Origin of the sequence: Kribbella qitaiheensis (assembly GCF_042657745.1) — a bacterium.
GTDB classification, from domain to species: domain Bacteria; phylum Actinomycetota; class Actinomycetes; order Propionibacteriales; family Kribbellaceae; genus Kribbella; species Kribbella qitaiheensis.
In genome coordinates this window covers 101,123-117,332 of record NZ_JBHSKE010000048.1, presented here as the reverse complement: position 1 = coordinate 117,332, position 16,210 = coordinate 101,123, and the positions used below count along the sequence as shown (strand labels likewise).

At 69.2% G+C, this 16,210-nt stretch carries 18 protein-coding genes and 1 pseudogene; 4 read left to right on the top strand and 15 right to left on the bottom strand.

Annotation, left to right across the window (positions count from 1 at the left end):
• Nucleotides 1-1,020 carry a lactonase family protein gene (locus tag ACFPJ1_RS29430; protein ID WP_380108818.1) on the bottom strand — a complete coding sequence of 340 codons (1,020 nt, stop codon included), beginning with the start codon at nt 1,018-1,020 and terminating at the stop codon, nt 1-3.
• Nucleotides 1,021-1,067: 47 nt separating this feature from the next.
• Between ACFPJ1_RS29430 and ACFPJ1_RS29425 the strand changes: the two genes are divergently transcribed.
• Nucleotides 1,068-1,916 (top strand): arylamine N-acetyltransferase family protein, encoded by an 849-nt coding sequence (locus tag ACFPJ1_RS29425; RefSeq protein ID WP_380108817.1) that lies wholly within the window; start codon nt 1,068-1,070, stop codon nt 1,914-1,916.
• Between the two features lie 12 nt (nt 1,917-1,928).
• On the opposite strand, the gene ACFPJ1_RS29420 is transcribed toward ACFPJ1_RS29425, so the two are convergent.
• The 7 genes and pseudogenes from ACFPJ1_RS29420 to ACFPJ1_RS29390 form a co-directional block, all read right to left on the bottom strand.
• Complete coding sequence (locus ACFPJ1_RS29420) at nt 1,929-3,380, bottom strand: NADH-quinone oxidoreductase subunit N (RefSeq protein ID WP_380108815.1); 1,452 nt, start codon at nt 3,378-3,380, stop codon at nt 1,929-1,931.
• A complete protein-coding gene (locus ACFPJ1_RS29415; RefSeq protein ID WP_380108814.1) occupies nt 3,377-4,933 on the bottom strand; it encodes a complex I subunit 4 family protein in 1,557 nt (518 codons plus the stop codon). The genes ACFPJ1_RS29420 and ACFPJ1_RS29415 overlap by 4 nt, the downstream gene beginning before the upstream one ends.
• Nucleotides 4,930-6,699 carry an NADH-quinone oxidoreductase subunit 5 family protein gene (locus ACFPJ1_RS29410; RefSeq protein WP_380108813.1) on the bottom strand — a complete coding sequence of 590 codons (1,770 nt, stop codon included), beginning with the start codon at nt 6,697-6,699 and terminating at the stop codon, nt 4,930-4,932. The genes ACFPJ1_RS29415 and ACFPJ1_RS29410 overlap by 4 nt, the downstream gene beginning before the upstream one ends.
• Entirely contained in the window at nt 6,696-7,040 is a 345-nt protein-coding gene (gene nuoK / locus ACFPJ1_RS29405; RefSeq protein ID WP_380108812.1) for an NADH-quinone oxidoreductase subunit NuoK, read from the bottom strand. The genes ACFPJ1_RS29410 and nuoK overlap by 4 nt, the downstream gene beginning before the upstream one ends.
• Complete coding sequence (locus ACFPJ1_RS29400; protein ID WP_380108811.1) at nt 7,040-7,579, bottom strand: NADH-quinone oxidoreductase subunit J family protein; 540 nt, start codon at nt 7,577-7,579, stop codon at nt 7,040-7,042. The genes nuoK and ACFPJ1_RS29400 overlap by 1 nt, the downstream gene beginning before the upstream one ends.
• 155 nt (nt 7,580-7,734) lie before the next feature.
• A pseudogene (locus tag ACFPJ1_RS29395) lies at nt 7,735-7,950 on the bottom strand (4Fe-4S binding protein); the annotation flags it as partial.
• Nucleotides 7,951-8,155: 205 nt separating this feature from the next.
• The gene (locus ACFPJ1_RS29390) at nt 8,156-8,920 is read right to left on the bottom strand and encodes a methylenetetrahydrofolate reductase (protein WP_380108810.1); all 765 of its coding nucleotides are present in this window, start codon (nt 8,918-8,920) and stop codon (nt 8,156-8,158) included.
• A 71-nt stretch (nt 8,921-8,991) separates the two neighbouring features.
• Here ACFPJ1_RS29390 and ACFPJ1_RS29385 point away from each other — a divergent pair, with 71 nt between their 5' ends.
• Complete coding sequence (locus tag ACFPJ1_RS29385; RefSeq protein ID WP_380108808.1) at nt 8,992-9,216, top strand: hypothetical protein; 225 nt, start codon at nt 8,992-8,994, stop codon at nt 9,214-9,216.
• 5 nt (nt 9,217-9,221) lie between these two features.
• Here ACFPJ1_RS29385 and ACFPJ1_RS29380 read toward each other — a convergent pair whose 3' ends face one another.
• From ACFPJ1_RS29380 to ACFPJ1_RS29370, 3 genes are read right to left on the bottom strand one after another with little or no spacing between them, the layout of a single operon-like run.
• Nucleotides 9,222-10,436, bottom strand: a complete 1,215-nt coding sequence (locus ACFPJ1_RS29380; RefSeq protein ID WP_380108807.1) for an RNA polymerase sigma factor — start codon at nt 10,434-10,436, stop codon at nt 9,222-9,224.
• A complete protein-coding gene (locus ACFPJ1_RS29375) occupies nt 10,429-10,770 on the bottom strand; it encodes a YciI family protein (protein ID WP_380108805.1) in 342 nt (113 codons plus the stop codon). Before ACFPJ1_RS29375 ends, ACFPJ1_RS29380 begins: the two co-directional genes overlap by 8 nt.
• 60 nt (nt 10,771-10,830) lie before the next feature.
• A complete protein-coding gene (locus tag ACFPJ1_RS29370; RefSeq protein WP_380108803.1) occupies nt 10,831-11,781 on the bottom strand; it encodes a complex I subunit 1/NuoH family protein in 951 nt (316 codons plus the stop codon).
• A gap of 85 nt (nt 11,782-11,866) precedes the next feature.
• Between ACFPJ1_RS29370 and ACFPJ1_RS29365 the strand changes: the two genes are divergently transcribed.
• Together ACFPJ1_RS29365 and vapB are read left to right on the top strand one after the other, a co-directional pair.
• Nucleotides 11,867-12,721, top strand: coding sequence for an SDR family oxidoreductase (locus ACFPJ1_RS29365; protein WP_380108801.1), 855 nt, complete (start codon nt 11,867-11,869; stop codon nt 12,719-12,721).
• 19 nt (nt 12,722-12,740) lie between these two features.
• Nucleotides 12,741-12,971: a type II toxin-antitoxin system VapB family antitoxin gene (gene vapB / locus ACFPJ1_RS29360; protein ID WP_380108799.1), complete on the top strand. Its 231-nt coding sequence runs from the start codon at nt 12,741-12,743 to the stop codon at nt 12,969-12,971.
• A 2-nt stretch (nt 12,972-12,973) separates the two neighbouring features.
• Here the strand turns inward: vapB and ACFPJ1_RS29355 are convergent, their stop codons facing one another.
• Genes ACFPJ1_RS29355 through ACFPJ1_RS29340 form a run of 4 tightly spaced genes read right to left on the bottom strand, consistent with a single transcriptional unit; the run spans nt 12,974 to nt 16,108 of the window.
• Nucleotides 12,974-13,912, bottom strand: coding sequence for a GNAT family N-acetyltransferase (locus ACFPJ1_RS29355; RefSeq protein WP_380108798.1), 939 nt, complete (start codon nt 13,910-13,912; stop codon nt 12,974-12,976).
• Nucleotides 13,909-14,640, bottom strand: coding sequence for an NADH-quinone oxidoreductase subunit C (locus ACFPJ1_RS29350; protein WP_380108797.1), 732 nt, complete (start codon nt 14,638-14,640; stop codon nt 13,909-13,911). The genes ACFPJ1_RS29355 and ACFPJ1_RS29350 overlap by 4 nt, the downstream gene beginning before the upstream one ends.
• A complete protein-coding gene (locus ACFPJ1_RS29345) occupies nt 14,637-15,251 on the bottom strand; it encodes an NADH-quinone oxidoreductase subunit B (protein ID WP_380108796.1) in 615 nt (204 codons plus the stop codon). Before ACFPJ1_RS29345 ends, ACFPJ1_RS29350 begins: the two co-directional genes overlap by 4 nt.
• 5 nt (nt 15,252-15,256) lie before the next feature.
• Nucleotides 15,257-16,108, bottom strand: coding sequence for an alpha/beta fold hydrolase (locus ACFPJ1_RS29340; protein ID WP_380108795.1), 852 nt, complete (start codon nt 16,106-16,108; stop codon nt 15,257-15,259).
• Nucleotides 16,109-16,210 lie beyond the last annotated feature (102 nt).

Sequence of the window (16,210 nt, the reverse complement as noted above, 5' to 3'; positions counted from 1 at the left end):
TTACGCGGGGAGAATGCAGACCGGCTTGGGCCAGGTCAGCGGCGTCCCCGTTGCGGTGAGGGCGCCGCTGGTCTGGTCGACGGTGAAGACCGCGATCGTGTCGGATTGCTCGTTCGCGGCGTACAGCTGGGTCCCATCCTTGCTGAAGGCAAGGTGTCGCGGCCAGGTCCCGCCGGAACCGATCGTCTGGATCAGGTCGGCCTGAAGCCCGTCGGCACCGGTCTGGAAGACGGCGATGGTGTTGTCGCCGCGGTTCGAGCCGTAGACGAACCGGCCGTCCGCGGAGATCAGCACCTCGGCCGGGAAGTTCTCGCCGGTCGCGTCCTCGGGCCGCGTCGACACGGTCTGCACGACTGCCAGCTTGCCGTCGCTGTAGCTGAGCACGGCCAGCGTCGAGTCCAGCTCGTTGATCAGGTACGCCGCTCCGCCGCCCGGGTGGAAGACGAGGTGCCGTGGTCCGGCGCCGGGGTGGATGGTGAGGCGGTCCACCTCTTCCAGCCGGCCCTTGTTGCTCAGGATCGACACGTAGACGGAGTCCGAGCCGAGATCCACGTCGAAGGCGAAAGCGCCGGACGGGTCGAAGGTGACCTGGTGCGCGTGCGGGCCTTCCTGGCGCTCGGTGTTCGGGCCACTGCCTTCGCGCTGCAGGATCTGACTGGGATCGCCGAGTGAGCCGTTCGCCCCGATCGGGTGGATCGCGACCGAGCCGGAGGTGTAGTTCGCCGAGAGCAGGAACCGGCCGGTCGGGTCGATCTCGAGATGGCAGGGGTGCGCACCGCCGGTCGGCCGGTGGTTGAGGAACTCCAGCGAGCCGTTCTCGTCGATGGCGAAGGCGCTGACGCGACCGGCCTCCAGCTCGTTCGTCGTGTAGAGGAACCGGCCATCCGCCGACCGGACCAGGAACGACGGATCAGAGGCCGCCGCGGCGACCCGCAACTGCTCGGGGGTGCCGAAGCCGATGCCTTCGCCGCCCCCTTCCTGACTGGTGTAACTGCCGACGTAGATCCGCTCCGAGGTCATGCCCCTACCCTGCCAGGTCGGCCCCGGCGCGGCCTACCCTCCTCCCCATGGATACCGCCGCCTTCCTCCGTCGCGTCGGTCTGACCAGGCACGATGGGCCGAGTGTCGAGGCGCTCTTCGAACTGCACGCGGCCTTCGCCGACACCGTGCCGTACGAGTCGGTGCAGTACCAGCTCGGCAGGGGCGGCCCGCTGGAGCCCTCGGCGGTTGCGGAACGGATCCTCACGCGGGAAGCCGGCGGGTACTGCTTCCAGCTGAACGGGGTGTTCGCGCAGTTCCTCACCGAGCTCGGCTACCAGGTGACGATGCATCGCGGCGGCGTGCAGACGATGACGCGGCTGGCCAGGGTGGATGCCAGCCACATGGTGCTGACCGTCCACGGCCTGGACGACGATCCACAGAAGGCTTGGCTGGTCGATGTCGGCCTGGGCGACGGCCTGTTCTCGCCGATGCCGCTCGCGGCAGGGATGGCCAGGCAGACTCCATTCGAGCTGCGACTGCGGCCGTCGGAGATCGTCGACGGGTGGCGGCTGGACCACGATCCGCGCAGCACCCTTGCCGGGATGGACTTCGAGTCCGCACAGGCGACCCTGGCGGCCTTCGAGGACCAGCACGCCTACCTCTCGGTGGCGCCCGACTCGCCGTTTCTCCGGTTGTGCGCGGCCTACCGGCGCAAGGCCGGCAGCGTGGTGATTCTCCGGTCGCTCAGCCTGATCGAGACCTTCGACGACCGGATCGACTCGACCCTGCTGGAAACCCCGGCCGACTTCTACGCGGCCCTGAACGACATCTTCGGCCTGCCCTGCAGCCACCTGTCTCCCGCCGAGCGCGACCAGATCTTCGCCCGCGCCCACACGCAGTACGAGGCGTGGCTGGCCGCCCAGAACGCCAACTGACCTCAACTGACGTCAGGTGACGAGGGCGAAGAGGGCGCTCGGGAGCAGGGACATCACCACGGCGGAGCCGACGCAGGCGGAGATGACGGCGACGGCCGGGGTCTCGATGTCGACAGAGAACGGGTCGTCGGCCGGGAGCCGGAAGATCTCGGCGACCCAGCGCAGGTAGACCGCCAGGCCGACCATCACGTTGACCGCCATCACCACGGCGAGCCAGCCCAGGTGCGCGTCGATCACCGCCTGGAACGCCGCGAACTTGGTGAACAGCCCGGCCAGCCCCGGCGGCAGCCCCGCCAGAACCACCAGGAAGAACACGAGGGCGGCCCCGAGGCCCGGCTCCGAGCGGATCATGCCGCGGTAGTCCGAAAGCAGCCCGCCGGGGCGGTGCCGCTGGACCACCGCGACCGCTCCGAAGGCGCCGAGTGTCACCACGACATAGGCGGCGAGGTATCCCACGACCGCCTGCGCGTCACCGACGGCGAGAGGCGCGAGCAGGAACCCGACCTGCCCGATCGACGACCAGGCGAGCAGCCGCACGGCCTCCTGCTGCCGCAACGCAGCGAGGTTGCCCACCGTCATCGTCACCGCGGCCAGGATCGCGACGACCAGGCGCAACTCCGAACCACTCGGGGCGACGCCGAACGTGACCAGCACGAGCAACCCGGCCACGCCGGCGGACTTCGACACCACCGCGAGGAAGGTGGTCACCTCGATCGGCGCCCCGGCGTACGTGTCGGGCAGCCAGCCGTGGAACGGGACGGCGGCGATCTTGAAGCCGAACCCGACGATGACGAACAACCCGGCCGCGAAGGCCACTCGGCGCAGGTCCGGGTCGATCCCCGGCAGTCGCGTCGCGATCGTCTGGAGGTACAGCGACCCGGTGACGCCGTACAGGTAGGAGATGCCGAAGAGCATCACGGCGGTCGAGAGCACCGAGACCAGGAAGGCCTTCATCGCCGCCTCGGAGCCGCGGCGGTCGCGGTTCAGTGCCACCATCGCGAAGGTCGGCAGCGATACCACCTCGAGCGCGATCACCACCGTGGCGAGGTCCCGCGCGCCGGCCAGCACAGTCGCGCCGACCAGAGCGCTCAGCAAGAGGAAGTGGTACTCCCCGACCGGGATGTCTGCCGACAACAGCCGGTACATCGAGAGGCCGACGACGCCCAGTCCGCCGATCAGGAGTACCGCCCACAGGCCGATCGTCAGCGGTTCGAGCACCAGGCTGCACTCGGCCGGGCCCTCCACCACAGTCCGGCAGAACGCGGGCTTGAACCCGTTGCGCTGCACCACCACGAACGCGAGGCAGAACAGGATCGTGCCGCCGGTGATCAAGCTGATGACGGTGTGCTTGTGCTGCTTGGTCCCGGTGCTCCAGAAGGCGTCGATCAGCAGCACCGCGATCGCGCCGAGCGCGAGCAGCAGCGGTACGGCGGTCGCCTGCCAGTCGGTCCAGGTGATCGTCATAGGAAGTTCCAGTGGTTGAGCAGCAGCGGCGGCCAGAGCCCGAGGACCACGGTCAGCGCGATCAGCGGCGCCCAGGTGATCAGCTCGATCCGGCTCAGGTCCACGGCGAAGGCGGCCGCCGGGTGCTCGGCCGGATCACCCTGGCACAGGGTGCGCACCAGGCGGAGGAAGTACGCCGCGGTCAGCACGGTGCCGAGCCCGGCCACCACCATCATCACCAGGAACGTTGTCCTCGGCAACAAATCGGCCGGGTGGAAGGCCCCGAGCAGGACCAGCATCTCGCCCCAGAAGCCGGCCAGCCCGGGCAGTCCGAGCGAGGCCAGGCAGGCGAACGTGAGCAGCCCGCCGATCCGCGGCAGTCGCGCGTAGAGGGCCCGGCCGATGGCGCGCAGGTCGCTGGTGTCGTGCCGGTCCTTGATCGCGCCGGCCAGGAAGAACAGCAGGCCGGTGATGATGCCGTGCGCGATGTTCGCGAACAGCGCCCCGCTCAGCCCCTCCGGCGACATCGTCGCGATGCCGAGCCCGATGAAACCCATGTGGCCCACGCTCGAGTACGCGATCAGCCGCTTGAGATCGGTCTGCGCCAGGCAGGCCAGCGATCCGGCGATGATCGCCACGGTCGAGAAGCCGGCCAGATATGGCGCGATGGTGGCCGTGGCCCCGGGCAGCACCGGGAGCAGGATCCGGATCAGGCCGTAGCTGCCGAGCTTCAGGAGCACCCCGGCGAGCAGTACAGAGCCAACCGTCGGGGCCTTGGCGTGAGCGTCGGGAAGCCAGATGTGCAACGGCCAGAGCGGCATCTTCACCGCGAGGCCGATCGTGATCAGCACAGCGGCGGCCAGGGCGACCCCATGCCCGTTGCGGATCGGGTCCTGGCCGAGCACCTCGAGGTCGAAGGTGCCGGTCACGCGGTACACCAGCAGGAACCCGAGCAGCATCAGCGCCGACCCGAGCACCGTCATCAGCACGAAGGTGGTCGCCGCACGGCGCCGTCCGGCCGGGTCGTGCTCGTCGCCCCAGATGTCGATCACCAGCCACATCGGGATCAGCACGACCTCGAAGAACAGGAAGAACAGCACCAGGTCGACCGCCGAGAACGTGCCGATCACGCCGGTCTCGATCACCAGCAGCAGCGCGATCAGCGAGCGCATCCGGCCGATCCGCGGGGTGATCCGCAGCGAGTACAGGCAGCACAGGAACACCAGCAGCGCGGTCAGCACGATCAACGGCATCGAGATCGTGTCGACGGCGACATGGAAACGAACGCCCAGCGCCGGGATCCAGGACACGTCCGTCTCGGCGAACATGTCGGCGAACCGGCCCGGCAAGACGCGCCCCTCGCTGGAGGAGCCGACCAACGCGCCCGAGCCGACGCCGCCATCTGCGGACCGGAGCAGGTCCCACCAGAGCACCGCGGACCCGATCAGCACCAGGCCGGACACCACGGCTCCGACCGTCGCCGCGAGCCGGTCGGCCTTCGTCACCGGCAAGACCCACAGGACGATCGCGGCCACGAACGGCAAGCCCAGCAGGACGAGCAGCAAGGCGCTCATGAGCCGATCACCCCCGCCAGGATCGCGAGCGCGACGACCCCGACCACCGCGGCGGTCAAGTAGGTCTGCGCGTTCCCGGTCTGCAGCCGGCGGAAGCCCTGCGACGCCAGCGTGCCCGTTCGTCCCGCCGCGCGCACGTAAGCGCCGATGACATCCCGGTCACCGGCGACCGTCAGTTGCGCGAACCACCGCACCGGCACTGCGAAGATCCGGTAGTAAGCCTGGTCCACCCCGAACTCCCGCTCCAGCACCACCGGCCGCGGGTCGGCCCCGCGCTGCCACAACGAGTACGCCGGCAACGCGCCGAGCACCGCGAGCACCGTCGTCACCAGGGCGACCCCCAAGTTGATGTGCACCCCGTCGACGTACCCGAGGCCGATCGATCCGATCGCCAGGAGCACCAGCGGACCGAGCATCAGCCACGAGGGATCGTGCAGCTTGGAGGTGTCCGGCTCCTCGAGATCCGCCATCTGGTCGTCGTCCTCGAACGCGCCGAGCGCACCGGCGAGAGCAGGCGTCCGGAAGAACGCCCACAACCACAACCGGACGCAGTAGAAGGCGGTCAGCGCGACAGTCAGGCACACCGAGACCAGCACGACCCAGCCGAGTGTCGACCCGTCCCGCGCGTGCTGCCAGGCCGCTTCGACCACCGCGTCCTTGGAGAAGAACCCCGCGAACCCCGGTACGCCGGCCAGCGAGGCGAGGCCGATCGTCATCGTCACGAAGGTGACCGGCATCGCCTTCCGCAACGCGCCGTGGCGGGTGTACCGGCGGAGCACGACGAAGGCGGCGCTCCCGACCTCGTGCAGGAGCACGCCCGCACAGAGGAAGAGCAGCCCCTTGAAGGCGGCGTGCGTGACCAGGTGGAACAGCGCGGCGTGGCGTCCGTCGGAGGTGCCGAGCGAGAGCCCGGCGAACATGATCGCCAACTGGCTAACGGTCGACCAGGCGAGCACCCGCTTCACCTCTACCGCCGCCATCGCGCAGAGCGCCGCGAAGAGCATCGTCACGCAGGCCACGATCGCCAGCACGGTGAGAGTCGTCGCGGCCGCGGTGAACACGTCGTACAGGCGGGCGATCAGGAAGACACCGGCGGCGACCATGGTGGCCGCGTGGATCAGGGCGCTGACAGGGCTCGGGCCGGGCATCGCGTCCGGGAGCCAGGTCTGCAGCGGCACCTGGGCAGACTTGCCGACCACACCGACCAGCAACAGCAGGGTGCCGGTCGTGAGCGCGCCCGAGGAGATCGGGCTGTCGCCCAGCTCGGAGATCTTGAAGGTGCCGTAACCGAGGCCGAGCACGAAGATGCCGAAGAGGAAGCCGACATCGCCGAGCCTGGTCATCAGGAACGCCTTCATCGCGCCGGAGCGGGCGTCGCGGCGCTCCCAGTAATGACCGATCAGCAGGTACGAGCAGGCGCCCATCACCTCCCAGCCGATCAGCAGCAGGAAGAGGTTGTCGGCGACCACGACGGTCACCATCGCCGCGGTGAACAGCGTCACCAGCGCCGTGTACGACGCGACTCGCTCCCGCAGGTAGCCGATCGAGTAGACCTGGACGCAGGCCGAGACGACGCCGACCACGGCGAGCATCACCACGGTCAGGTCGTCGGTGCGCAGGTCGAAGCTGATGAAGACGTCGCCGCCCACCCTGGCCCCGTGGGTGAACGCCGTCTGCTGGGGCTCGACACCGTAGAGCAGCGCGGCGGCCAGCACGACCAGCAGGGAGAAGCCGACGCCGATCACCCGCCAGGCGGTCGCGATCACCGGCCGGTGCCCTTCTCCGCGAGGTCGCCCCGGTCGGCCTCCGCCAGGTCACGGGCGGCGTCCACGTCGACATGGCCGTGGCCGCGGAACAGCAGCAGCACGATCGCCAGGCCGAGCCCGATCTCCGCCGCCGCGATCGTGATCACGAACACCGCCAGGGTCTGCCCGGTGGCCAGACCGTCGAGGCGCCAGGCGTCGAAGGCGACCAGGTTGAGGTTCACCGCGTTCAGCATCAGCTCGAACGACATCAGCACGGTGATCGCGTTGCGGCGCGCGAGGATGCCGTACACGCCGATGCAGAACAGCAGTACTGCCAGCAGCAGCGGAAGGACCAGCGGCATCAGTCGTCTCCCCCGTCCGCGCTGGACACCGTTTCAGCGGGTTCCGACAGTCTTCCGCTGCGCTGGGAGAGCACGATCGCTCCGATCAGGGCCGCCAGCAACAGCACCGACAGCACCTCGAAGGGCAGCACCCAGCTGCGGAACACCGCGTTGCCGACACTCTCCGCCGAGCCCGCCGATACCGGCTTGATCCTCTCATTGCCAAAGGCAACGACTACGCCGGCGCCGAGGATCAGCGCGAGCACCAGCGAGACCACCGCGGCGAACGGGCTGCGGCCGGTGGTCAGCCCGGGCAGCGGATTCGTCGGGGCCTTGGTCAGCATCAACGCGAAGAGCACCAGGACGACGATCGCGCCCACGTAGACCAGGATCTGCACCAGCGCGACGAACTCCGCGTGCAGCACGCCGAAGCAGCCGGCCACCGCGCCGAGTGCGACCACCAGCCAGAGCGCGGCGTGCACGATCCGCCGCGACGTCACCACCAGTACGGCCGCCACGACCGCCACCGCCCCCGCGATGGAGAAGAGCGCCGTCGTCACTGCTCGCTCCCACCCTCGATGGCCGGCGGGTCGGGAACGACCGCCGGGCCAGGGTCGATCGGCTGGGGCGCCGGCACGGTCCACATCCACTCGCGCAGCCGGTCCTTCTCGTGGGTCAGGTTGCGCAGGTCGGTCTCGGCGTACTCGAACTCCGGGGACCAGAACAGCGCGTCGAACGGGCACGCCTCGATGCAGATCCCGCAGTACATGCACAGCGAGAAGTCGATCGCGAACCGGTCCAGCACGTTCCGGCTGCGCTCCCGGGCCTGCTCACCGACCGACGGCGCGGTCTCGGTGTGCGAGTCGATGTAGATGCACCAGCTCGGGCACTCCCGGGCGCAGAGCATGCAGGAGGTGCAGTTCTCCTCCATCAGGGCGATCACGCCCCGGCTCCGCGGCGGCAGCTCGGGCTGGACGTCAGGGTACTGCTCGGTGACGGAGCGGCGAGACAGCGTCTTCGCGGTGACCTTCAGGCCCTCGATCAGACCCTTGCCGGGTACGGCCACGCCTCCTCCTCCGTCAGTTAGCTGTGCACGCTGACACTAGTCGCTCAGAAGCCGCAACGTCGCTAACCGGTCAAAGGTCACGCTCCAGCCGGGCGGCGACCTGGCGGTAGCGGCTCACCGGGACGAGGTGTACGCCGTCGAAGGCGCCGCTGTCTCGGATGCTCAGGATCTGCTCGCAGGCGGCGTCCACCCCGGCGTCGCGGTCCGCCTCGACGGCCGCGACCAGGTCGTCCGGGATGGCGATCTGGGGCAACGCGGCGGTCAGGTTCTGCGCCATCTTCGCGCTCGCAAGCACCATCACACCCGCGTAGACCGGGATGTCCAGCTCGACGCTCTCGCGCCACCGGAGCAGATTCTCCAGCGAGTAGCTGACCTGCACGTAGAGGAAGTCGGCCTCCGCCTTCCACCCCGGTACTGCGCGCAGCCCGGTCGCGGCGCCCACCTGGAACGGGTTGATCCCGGGGAAGGTCGTCGCCCGGGCCTGCTCGATCATCGTTCGGACGGTCAGTTCGCTGGTCCGCCCACCCGCGGTCGGCTCATCCCCCCGGACGAAGAGGAACTGCTCCACCCCGTACGCCGCGGCAGTGAGCAGGTCGCGCCGGAAGCCGAGCAGATTCCGATCGCGGGAGTTCAGGCAGGCGATCCCGCGCGCGCCCATCGCCTGAACCTCGTTCGCGACGGCAACACTCGACACGGTGGCGCGGCCGATGTGGTTGTCAGGGATCAGGAACGCGTCCGCGATCGGGCTCAGCACCCCGATCTGGTGCCGCACCTTCTTCAGATCCGGCCGCGTCGGCGGCTCCACCTCACACACCAGCTCGAAGCCCTCGCCCATACCCGCAGACCATAGCGACGCGGGGTTCCAGCCCCCTCCCGTTGTCCACAGGTTGTCGCTACCGTCGCGAGATGGACAGCTACCAGCCGCTCGCCTGGGCCGCCATCGGCGCGGCGGTACTGGTCGCCGCCAACGTCGCGTTCGCCTGGTTCGCGACCGCCCCCGACCACTACGAGTGGACCGACCCGGCTCTCGTCATGAGCCCGCTCGCCGCCCTCGTCGGCGCGTTCATCGGCGCAGGGGCGGGCAGGATCCGCCTGGCCTTGCGGAAGCGTCGTGAGGAGCTCGAGCGCTGAGGAGTTCAGAGCGCATCGAGGCTGTTCTGGAGGAAGTTCTGCTCGGTGGTGTTCGTGGTCAGCGCGAGTGCAGCTTCATAGGCGGCGGCTGCTTCCGTGGCACGGTCCAGGCGTTTGAGGAAATCGGCGCGGATCGCATGGAAGAGGTAGTAGCCGCCCAGGTCCAGGTCGTCGACGAGGGCGAGACCCTCCGCGGGGCCGGAGATCTCGGCGACGGCGACAGCGCGGTTGAGAGCGACCACCGGGCTCGGTGCGATGGCGAGCTGGTGGTCGTAGAGCTGGACGATCTGCCCCCACTCGGTCTCCGCCGCGGTCGAAGCATCGCTGTGTACTGCGTTGATCGCCGCCTGGAGCTGATACGGACCAGGCTGGCCGCGGCGCAGGCACCGGCGTACCAGGTCCTGGCCTTCCGTGATCAGAGCGCGGTCCCACAAGGCGCGGTCCTGGTCCGGGAGTCGCACGAGCCTGCCGTCCGGGGCTGTCCGCGCCGGGCGGCGGGACTCCTGCAGCAGCATCAGCGCGAGCAGACCGACGGCCTCGGGCTCGTCCGGCATCAGGTCGACCAGCAGCCGGCCGAGGCGGATCGCCTCCTGACACAGCTCGGTACGGATCAGCTCGTCGCCCGACGACGCGGCGTACCCCTCGTTGAAGATCAGGTAGACGACGGCCAGCACACCGCGGACCCGCTCGGGCAGATCGGCCTCGTACGGCACCCGGTACGGGATCCCGGCCGCGCGGATCTTCGCCTTCGCCCGGACGATCCGCTGCGCCATGGTCGGCTCGGGCACCAGGAATGCCCGCGCGATCTCGGTGGTGGTCAGGCCGCCCAGCAGCCGCAGGGTGAGGGCGACCCGCACGTTCAGGGCGAGCGCCGGGTGGCAGCACGTGAAGATCAACCGCAATCGGTCATCGCGCACGGCACCCTCCTCCACCGGTTCGTCCTGGGCATGCAGCAGGGCAGCCTGGGCTTGTTTGTCCGCCCGCGAGGCCTCACGCCGGAGCCGGTCGATCGCGCGGTTCCGGGCGGTGGTGATGATCCACCCGGCCGGACTCGGCGGCAGCCCGGCGGCCGGCCATTTCTCGATCGCCGCCGCGAAGGCCTCCTGGACCGCGTCCTCGGCGACGTCCAGATCCCCGAACACCCGGGTCAGCACGGCCACCGCCCGTCCGTGCTCGGCCCGGAACACAGCGGCGATCTCGGCCGGCCCGACCTCAGCCAAAGGCCCGGACCTCGATGTGCAGCGGGCTGAGGACGCGGGCCAGCTTGCGAGACCACTCGAGGGCCTCGTCCTCGGTCTCGACCTGGATCACGGTGAAGCCGCCCAGGTGTTCCTTGCCCTCGGTATAGGGACCGTCGGTGACGAGCACGTCGTCCCCCTTGGCCTGCATGACGGTCGCCGAGTCCGCCGGCTGCAGGCCGGCCGCGAACACCCAGGCGCCCGCCGCGCGGATCTCCTCGTTCAAGGCATCCAAACCGCGCAGGATCGGCTCGAGGACCTCGGGTTCGGGAGCAGGTCCGTCGGGCTGGTAGATGCTGAGCAGATACTGCTTCATCGTCTCCTCCTCCGTTTATCTGCTACACGAACAGCCTCAGCCCGGATCGACAGGCAGGCACTAGTAGAAGATGACGACGCCGATGCCGGTGAGCGCCAACTGGAGGAGCGCCACCGGAACCAGGCCCTGCCAGGCGAGCTTCTGCAGTTGGTCGGCGCGCATCCGGGGGAACGCCACCCGGACCCAGATGACCAGGACCGACACCACCGCGATCTTCAGGACGGTCCAGATCCAGCCGATGCTGTCCGGACCCGGCCCGCTCCAGCCACCGAGGTACAGGACCGTAGTGAGGCCCGCGAGTACGACGATCCCGGCGTACTCCGCGAGGAGGAACATCGCGAAGCGGAGACCGGTGTACTCCGTGTACGGGCCGAAGATCACCTCGGAGTCGGCGACCGGCATGTCGAACGGCGGCCGTTGGAGCTCGGCCAGTCCGGCGATGAAGAACACCACCATCCCGGGCAGCTGCCACAGCAACCACCACGGGTTCCAGGCCTCGACGATCCCGGTCAGGCTCAGGGTGCCCGCCGCCACCGCGACGCTCGCGGCGGACAGCACGAAGGGCAGCTCGTAGCTCATCAGCTGCGCCGCCACCCGGAGACCGCCGAGCAGGCTGTACTTGTTGCCGCTGGCCCAGCCGGCCATCAGCGAGCCGAGCACGCCGACGCTCATCACGGCGAGCACGTAGAACAGACCCGAGTCGAGGTCGGCGCCGACGATGCCCGGGGCCAGCGGGATCGCCGCCATCGCCGCCATGTACGGCAGGATCGCCACGACCGGGGCCCACTCGAACACCCGCTTGTCCGCGGCCGCCGGGGTCACGCTCTCCTTCTGGACGAACTTCACCCCGTCCGCGACCAGTTGCGCCCAGCCGTGGAAGCCGCCGGCGTACATCGGGCCGAGCCGCGACTGCATGTGCGCCATCACCTTGTGCTCGGCCTGACCGACCAGCAAGGGCGTCACCAGGAACGCGACCAGCACCCCGGCGACCCGCACCACGAACTCGAGCATGACCGCACCCTATCGAGTCCGGCTTGACCTGAACCGCTCTTGAGGTCCGAGGGTGGTGGAAAACCTCGCGGGAAAGAGAGCCGAGATGAGCACGATCCTCGTCACTGGAGCCACCGGGCGCGTCGGGCGACACGTAGTACAGGGCTTGCTGGAGGCCGGGGCGTCGGTGCGCGGGCTGGTGCGGAATCCGCAGGACGCCGGGCTGCCCGCGCCGGTCGAGGTGGTGCGGGGTGACCTCTACGATCCGGGTGCGGTCGAAGGAGCGGCGGTTGGTGTCGATGCGGTCTTCCTGCTGTGGCCGTCGTTCAGCGCCGAGGGCGCCGAGGCCGCGGTGAAGGCGCTGACGAAGCACGTGTCGCGGGTTGTCTACCTGTCCTCCCTGAACGTCCGCGACGACCAACCGCTCGCCGCCAGTGGAGTCTGGGGCGAACTCGAGGAGCTTCTCGCCGATTCGGACTGGACCTTCCTCCGTCCCAGCGGCTTCGCCGTGAACACCCAGGCCTGGGCCGAAGCCTTCCGCACGAGCGACGTCGTACGAATCCCGTTCCCAGGCGCCGGCCGCTCCCTGATCCACGAACGCGACCTCGCCGCGGTCGCAGTACTGGCTCTTCTGGATCCGCAACACATCGGCCGGAAATACCTCCTGACCGGCCCGGAGGTCCTGACCCAGGCCGAGCAGCTCGCCATCCTCAGCGCTGTCACCGGCAAGCCGATGCGGATCGAAGAACAATCCCCCGCCGAAGCCCGCGAAACCATGCTCGCCCTAGGCGCCGACCCCACCCTCGCCGACTCCTCAGTCACCTACTGGTCCACCCTCGTCACCACCCCCGAACCAGTAACGCCGGCCATCCCGACCCTCCTCGACCGCCCAGCCCTCACCTACCAAGACTGGTCCGAAGAACACGTAGACGAATTCCTCAGCCCGCTGCCGTCGAACTGACATCATTCGGGAGGGCGAGGTGATTCTCATCGTCGACGTGTTGATTCGCGATGTTCCCGATGACGTGCTTGCGGTGATCGACCGGCGTGCTCAACGACTCGGGTTGTCGAGGACTGAATACCTTCAGCGGCTGCTCGGGCAACAGGCCGGTCGCAGTGACAACCCTGTAACGGCCGCAGATCTCAGGCAGTTGTCTCGATCGGTCCGCGACCTTGCTGATCCAGAAGTCGCGGACCAGGCGTGGTCGTGACTTCAGGTCGTGGTGAGGGGGACCTGGAGCCAGCCGCCGAGGTCTTGGCGGCCGGCGGTGGTGGCGGCTCGGGTGGCGCCGGTGTTGTTGGCGTGGATGCAGCCGATGAGGATGCGGGAGGGGTCGGGGAGGGCTTGGGCCATCAGGGTGGAGAGGTGGGCGCCGAGGCCGCGGCCGCGGTACTCCGGGGTCAGGATGATCTCCTGGACGATGTACGCCGGGAGGCCGAGGGTGTCCTCGCCGTCCGCGAGGGCTGAGACGTAGCCGGCCCAGGTGCCGTCGACTGTCACGTCGAAGAGCAGGCCTGCCTCGGCGGACTCCTCCAGGTCTTCTCGATCTTGCAAATGAGCCTGTACTGCGTGCGCCGGGTGGGCGTGGTCGACCGCGTCGTAGGCGCGGCGGGCATCGTCGTAGTGGTCCACGTTCCGGGCCGGGGTGACTTCCAGCCCGGGTGGGACGTCGCGCGGCTGGAGTTGCTCGATCGGGGCGGCGAGGAAGCGGCGGTCGGGTCCTGTGCCGGGGAACGCGCCGACGGGTTCGGCACTCCACAGGCGCAAGTAGGTCGGTTTGTGAATCGCGTAGTACCGCGTCGCAGCCGCGGCCAGGGCCGGCAGGTCTTCGGTGCGAAGCGCGCGGCTCAGGGGTGAGGCGTCGACGAACGGCTTGGTCGGGTCCATGCCCTCGAACCGCATGCTGAGCATCGCCGACAGGTCATCGCTCACCGGGACCCAGTAGTTGAGCATGCTCTCGACCGGAGTGCCCGGCGCCGTCTTCTCCACGCGAGCCGCGGCGATGTCGCGGTCCGTGGCGAGCAGGATGTCGACTTCCTCATGCTGCTTGGCCAGGGCTTGCAGTCGCGTCGCATCGTCCGCCCACGCACGAGACAACGGATGTTGGCGCTCGAGCGTGTACCCGGCCAGCTCACCAGGAGTGGGAATCACGACGACGATTCGCCCTGCTCACCCTGCGACTCCGGCTTGGCAGGCGCTGCCTCAGCCTGCTTTGAAGTACGGCGTTCGCCTGCGGCGCGGCGGGGGCGGGCCGGGGTGGCGGCGGACAGCGCGGGTGCCAGCGGATCGGGGTCGGGGCTGCCGGCCGGGCGAGGTCCCCAGGACTCCGGGTCCGGGACGCCCGGCGGCAGGGTGCGGCGGCGGCTCGGGGCTCCGGCCTTCGGGGCGTGGTCCGACTCGCCCGGCTCCTTCGCGCCCGGCCAGGGCTTGGCGACGCGGGAGGCGAGGACGAACTCCTTGCGCAGCGGGTTGCCCTCGAACCCGTCCGGCAGCAACAACGGGATCAGGTTCGGATGGTCGTCGAAGGTGATCCCGAACATCTCGAACGTCTCCCGCTCGTGCCAGTTCGCCCCGGAGTACAGGCCGCTCAGCGAGGCAAGTTGCGGCGTCGCGCGCGGGATCAGCGTGCGCACGAGCAGGTGGTCGACATGCGCACCACCCCAGAAATCCGCGAGATGCGTGACGATCCGGAATCCGTCGTTCAGTTCGTCGCTCGCGGTCAGGAAGTCGAAGAAGGTCAGCCCGACCTCGTCCCGCAGTACCTCGTGCGCCGCGACCCACGACTCGGCCGGTACGTCGACCGCGACCGGGCCGAAGCTCTCGGCCTTGACCGCGGCGATCCCCGCCTGGACCAGGGCCCCGACCGCGTCGTCGCTCACCGCGGCTCCACCGACGCCGAAGGATCAGCAGCGGCCGAAGTACCGAGGGCCGGCGGCGACACCAGACCGCGGGTCAGTGCCTGCGCGGACGGCTCGTACCGGCTGGTGACGTTCTCGCCGGCGATCTTCTCCTGCAGCTTGAGGATGCCCTGCAGCAACGCCTCCGGCCGCGGCGGGCAGCCCGGCACGTACACGTCCACCGGGATGATCTGATCGACGCCTTTCGTCACGCAGTACGAGTCCCAGTAGGGCCCGCCCGAGTTCGAGCAGGAGCCGAACGAGATCACATACTTCGGCTCCGGCATCTGGTCGTACAGCCGCTTGATCGCGGGTGCCATCTTGTCCGTCACGGTGCCCGACACGACCATCAGGTCGGCCTGCCGAGGCCCGGGCGCGAACGGGATCACGCCGAGCCGGATGAAGTCGTGCCGCCCCATCGACGCCGCGATGAACTCGATCGCGCAGCAGGCCAAGCCGAAGTTGAACACCCAGAGCGAGTACTTGCGGCCCCAGTTCAGCAGGTACCGCACCGGCTCGGGCGCGAGCTTCGCCAGCACGCCGACGGCCGGCCGCACCGTCGGTGTCGGCAGATGGACCGGGCTGTCAGGCATAGCCCTCAGCCTAGTCCGACAATCTCCTCCGCGAGGATCTCCGGGTACTCCAGCGGCGCGTAGTGCCCGACGCCGTCGACGAACCGCAGCCGCTCGTCGCTGAAGAAGTCGTCGAGGCGGTCCGACCACTCCCGCGGGAACAGCGGGTCGAACTCCGGCCACAGCACCACCGTCGGTACGGCGATCCGGTCGTACAACGCGGGCGACATCTCCTTGGCCGAGGTGGCGACGGACCCGGCACCCGCCCGGTACCAGTTGATCGACGCGGTGAACGCGCCCGGCTTCGAGTAGACGTCCACCAGGTGATCCAGCTCCGGCTCGAACCCGGGCCCCGACCAGTGCGTCCAGAAGTGCCGCAGGTACGACCGGACCGCGTCGGGATTCCCGTCGATCAGTTCCTCGATCACGGGCAGCCGGTGGAACGCCTGGTACCAGAACTCCGCCTGCGCGTGCTCGGAGAACACCCGCTTCCCGATCCCCGGCAACGGCGGAGCGACCACCAGGCCCTCGATCAGGTCGGGCCGGCTCCGGGCGATCCCCTGCGCGATGCGGCTGCCGACGTCGTACCCGGCGAGCACCGGACGCTCCAGCCCGAGCTCCTCGACCAGCCCGACCACGCTGCGCCCCTGCGCCGCCACGCCGTACTGCGCGGTCGGGTCGACCACGTGCTTGTCCGACTCCCCGAATCCGCGCAGGTCGGGCACCACCACCTCGAACCCACGCTCGACCAGCATCGGCGCGAGCAATCGGTAGTCCGTCCGATCCCCGGGCCAGCCATGCAGCAGGACGACGGCAGGCCCCTCCCCGTCTCTGTCATAGGTCAACGAGAACCCGTCCACAGCAGCACTGACCGGCATGTTCATCCTCTCCGTCGGGCTCCCATCATCGTCCTCGATCCGGCCCCGGCAACGTCCTTGACCCTGCCCGGATCCGCGAATAGCGTGATTGGACAGGACTGA

What these genes read in the sequence shown, in the direction of transcription:
- ACFPJ1_RS29375 (WP_380108805.1), bottom strand. Translation starts at nt 10,770, where the DNA reads ATGAAGCAGTATCTGCTCAGCATCTACCAGCCCGACGGACCTGCTCCC.
- ACFPJ1_RS29415 (WP_380108814.1), bottom strand. Translation starts at nt 4,933, where the DNA reads ATGAGCGCCTTGCTGCTCGTCCTGCTGGGCTTGCCGTTCGTGGCCGCG.
- ACFPJ1_RS29365 (WP_380108801.1), top strand. Translation starts at nt 11,867, where the DNA reads ATGAGCACGATCCTCGTCACTGGAGCCACCGGGCGCGTCGGGCGACAC.
- ACFPJ1_RS29390 (WP_380108810.1), bottom strand. Translation starts at nt 8,920, where the DNA reads ATGGGCGAGGGCTTCGAGCTGGTGTGTGAGGTGGAGCCGCCGACGCGG.
- nuoK (WP_380108812.1), bottom strand. Translation starts at nt 7,040, where the DNA reads ATGCCGCTGGTCCTTCCGCTGCTGCTGGCAGTACTGCTGTTCTGCATC.
- ACFPJ1_RS29385 (WP_380108808.1), top strand. Translation starts at nt 8,992, where the DNA reads ATGGACAGCTACCAGCCGCTCGCCTGGGCCGCCATCGGCGCGGCGGTA.
- ACFPJ1_RS29345 (WP_380108796.1), bottom strand. Translation starts at nt 15,251, where the DNA reads ATGCCTGACAGCCCGGTCCATCTGCCGACACCGACGGTGCGGCCGGCC.
- ACFPJ1_RS29370 (WP_380108803.1), bottom strand. Translation starts at nt 11,781, where the DNA reads ATGCTCGAGTTCGTGGTGCGGGTCGCCGGGGTGCTGGTCGCGTTCCTG.
- ACFPJ1_RS29420 (WP_380108815.1), bottom strand. Translation starts at nt 3,380, where the DNA reads ATGACGATCACCTGGACCGACTGGCAGGCGACCGCCGTACCGCTGCTG.
- ACFPJ1_RS29340 (WP_380108795.1), bottom strand. Translation starts at nt 16,108, where the DNA reads ATGCCGGTCAGTGCTGCTGTGGACGGGTTCTCGTTGACCTATGACAGA.
- ACFPJ1_RS29425 (WP_380108817.1), top strand. Translation starts at nt 1,068, where the DNA reads ATGGATACCGCCGCCTTCCTCCGTCGCGTCGGTCTGACCAGGCACGAT.
- ACFPJ1_RS29430 (WP_380108818.1), bottom strand. Translation starts at nt 1,020, where the DNA reads ATGACCTCGGAGCGGATCTACGTCGGCAGTTACACCAGTCAGGAAGGG.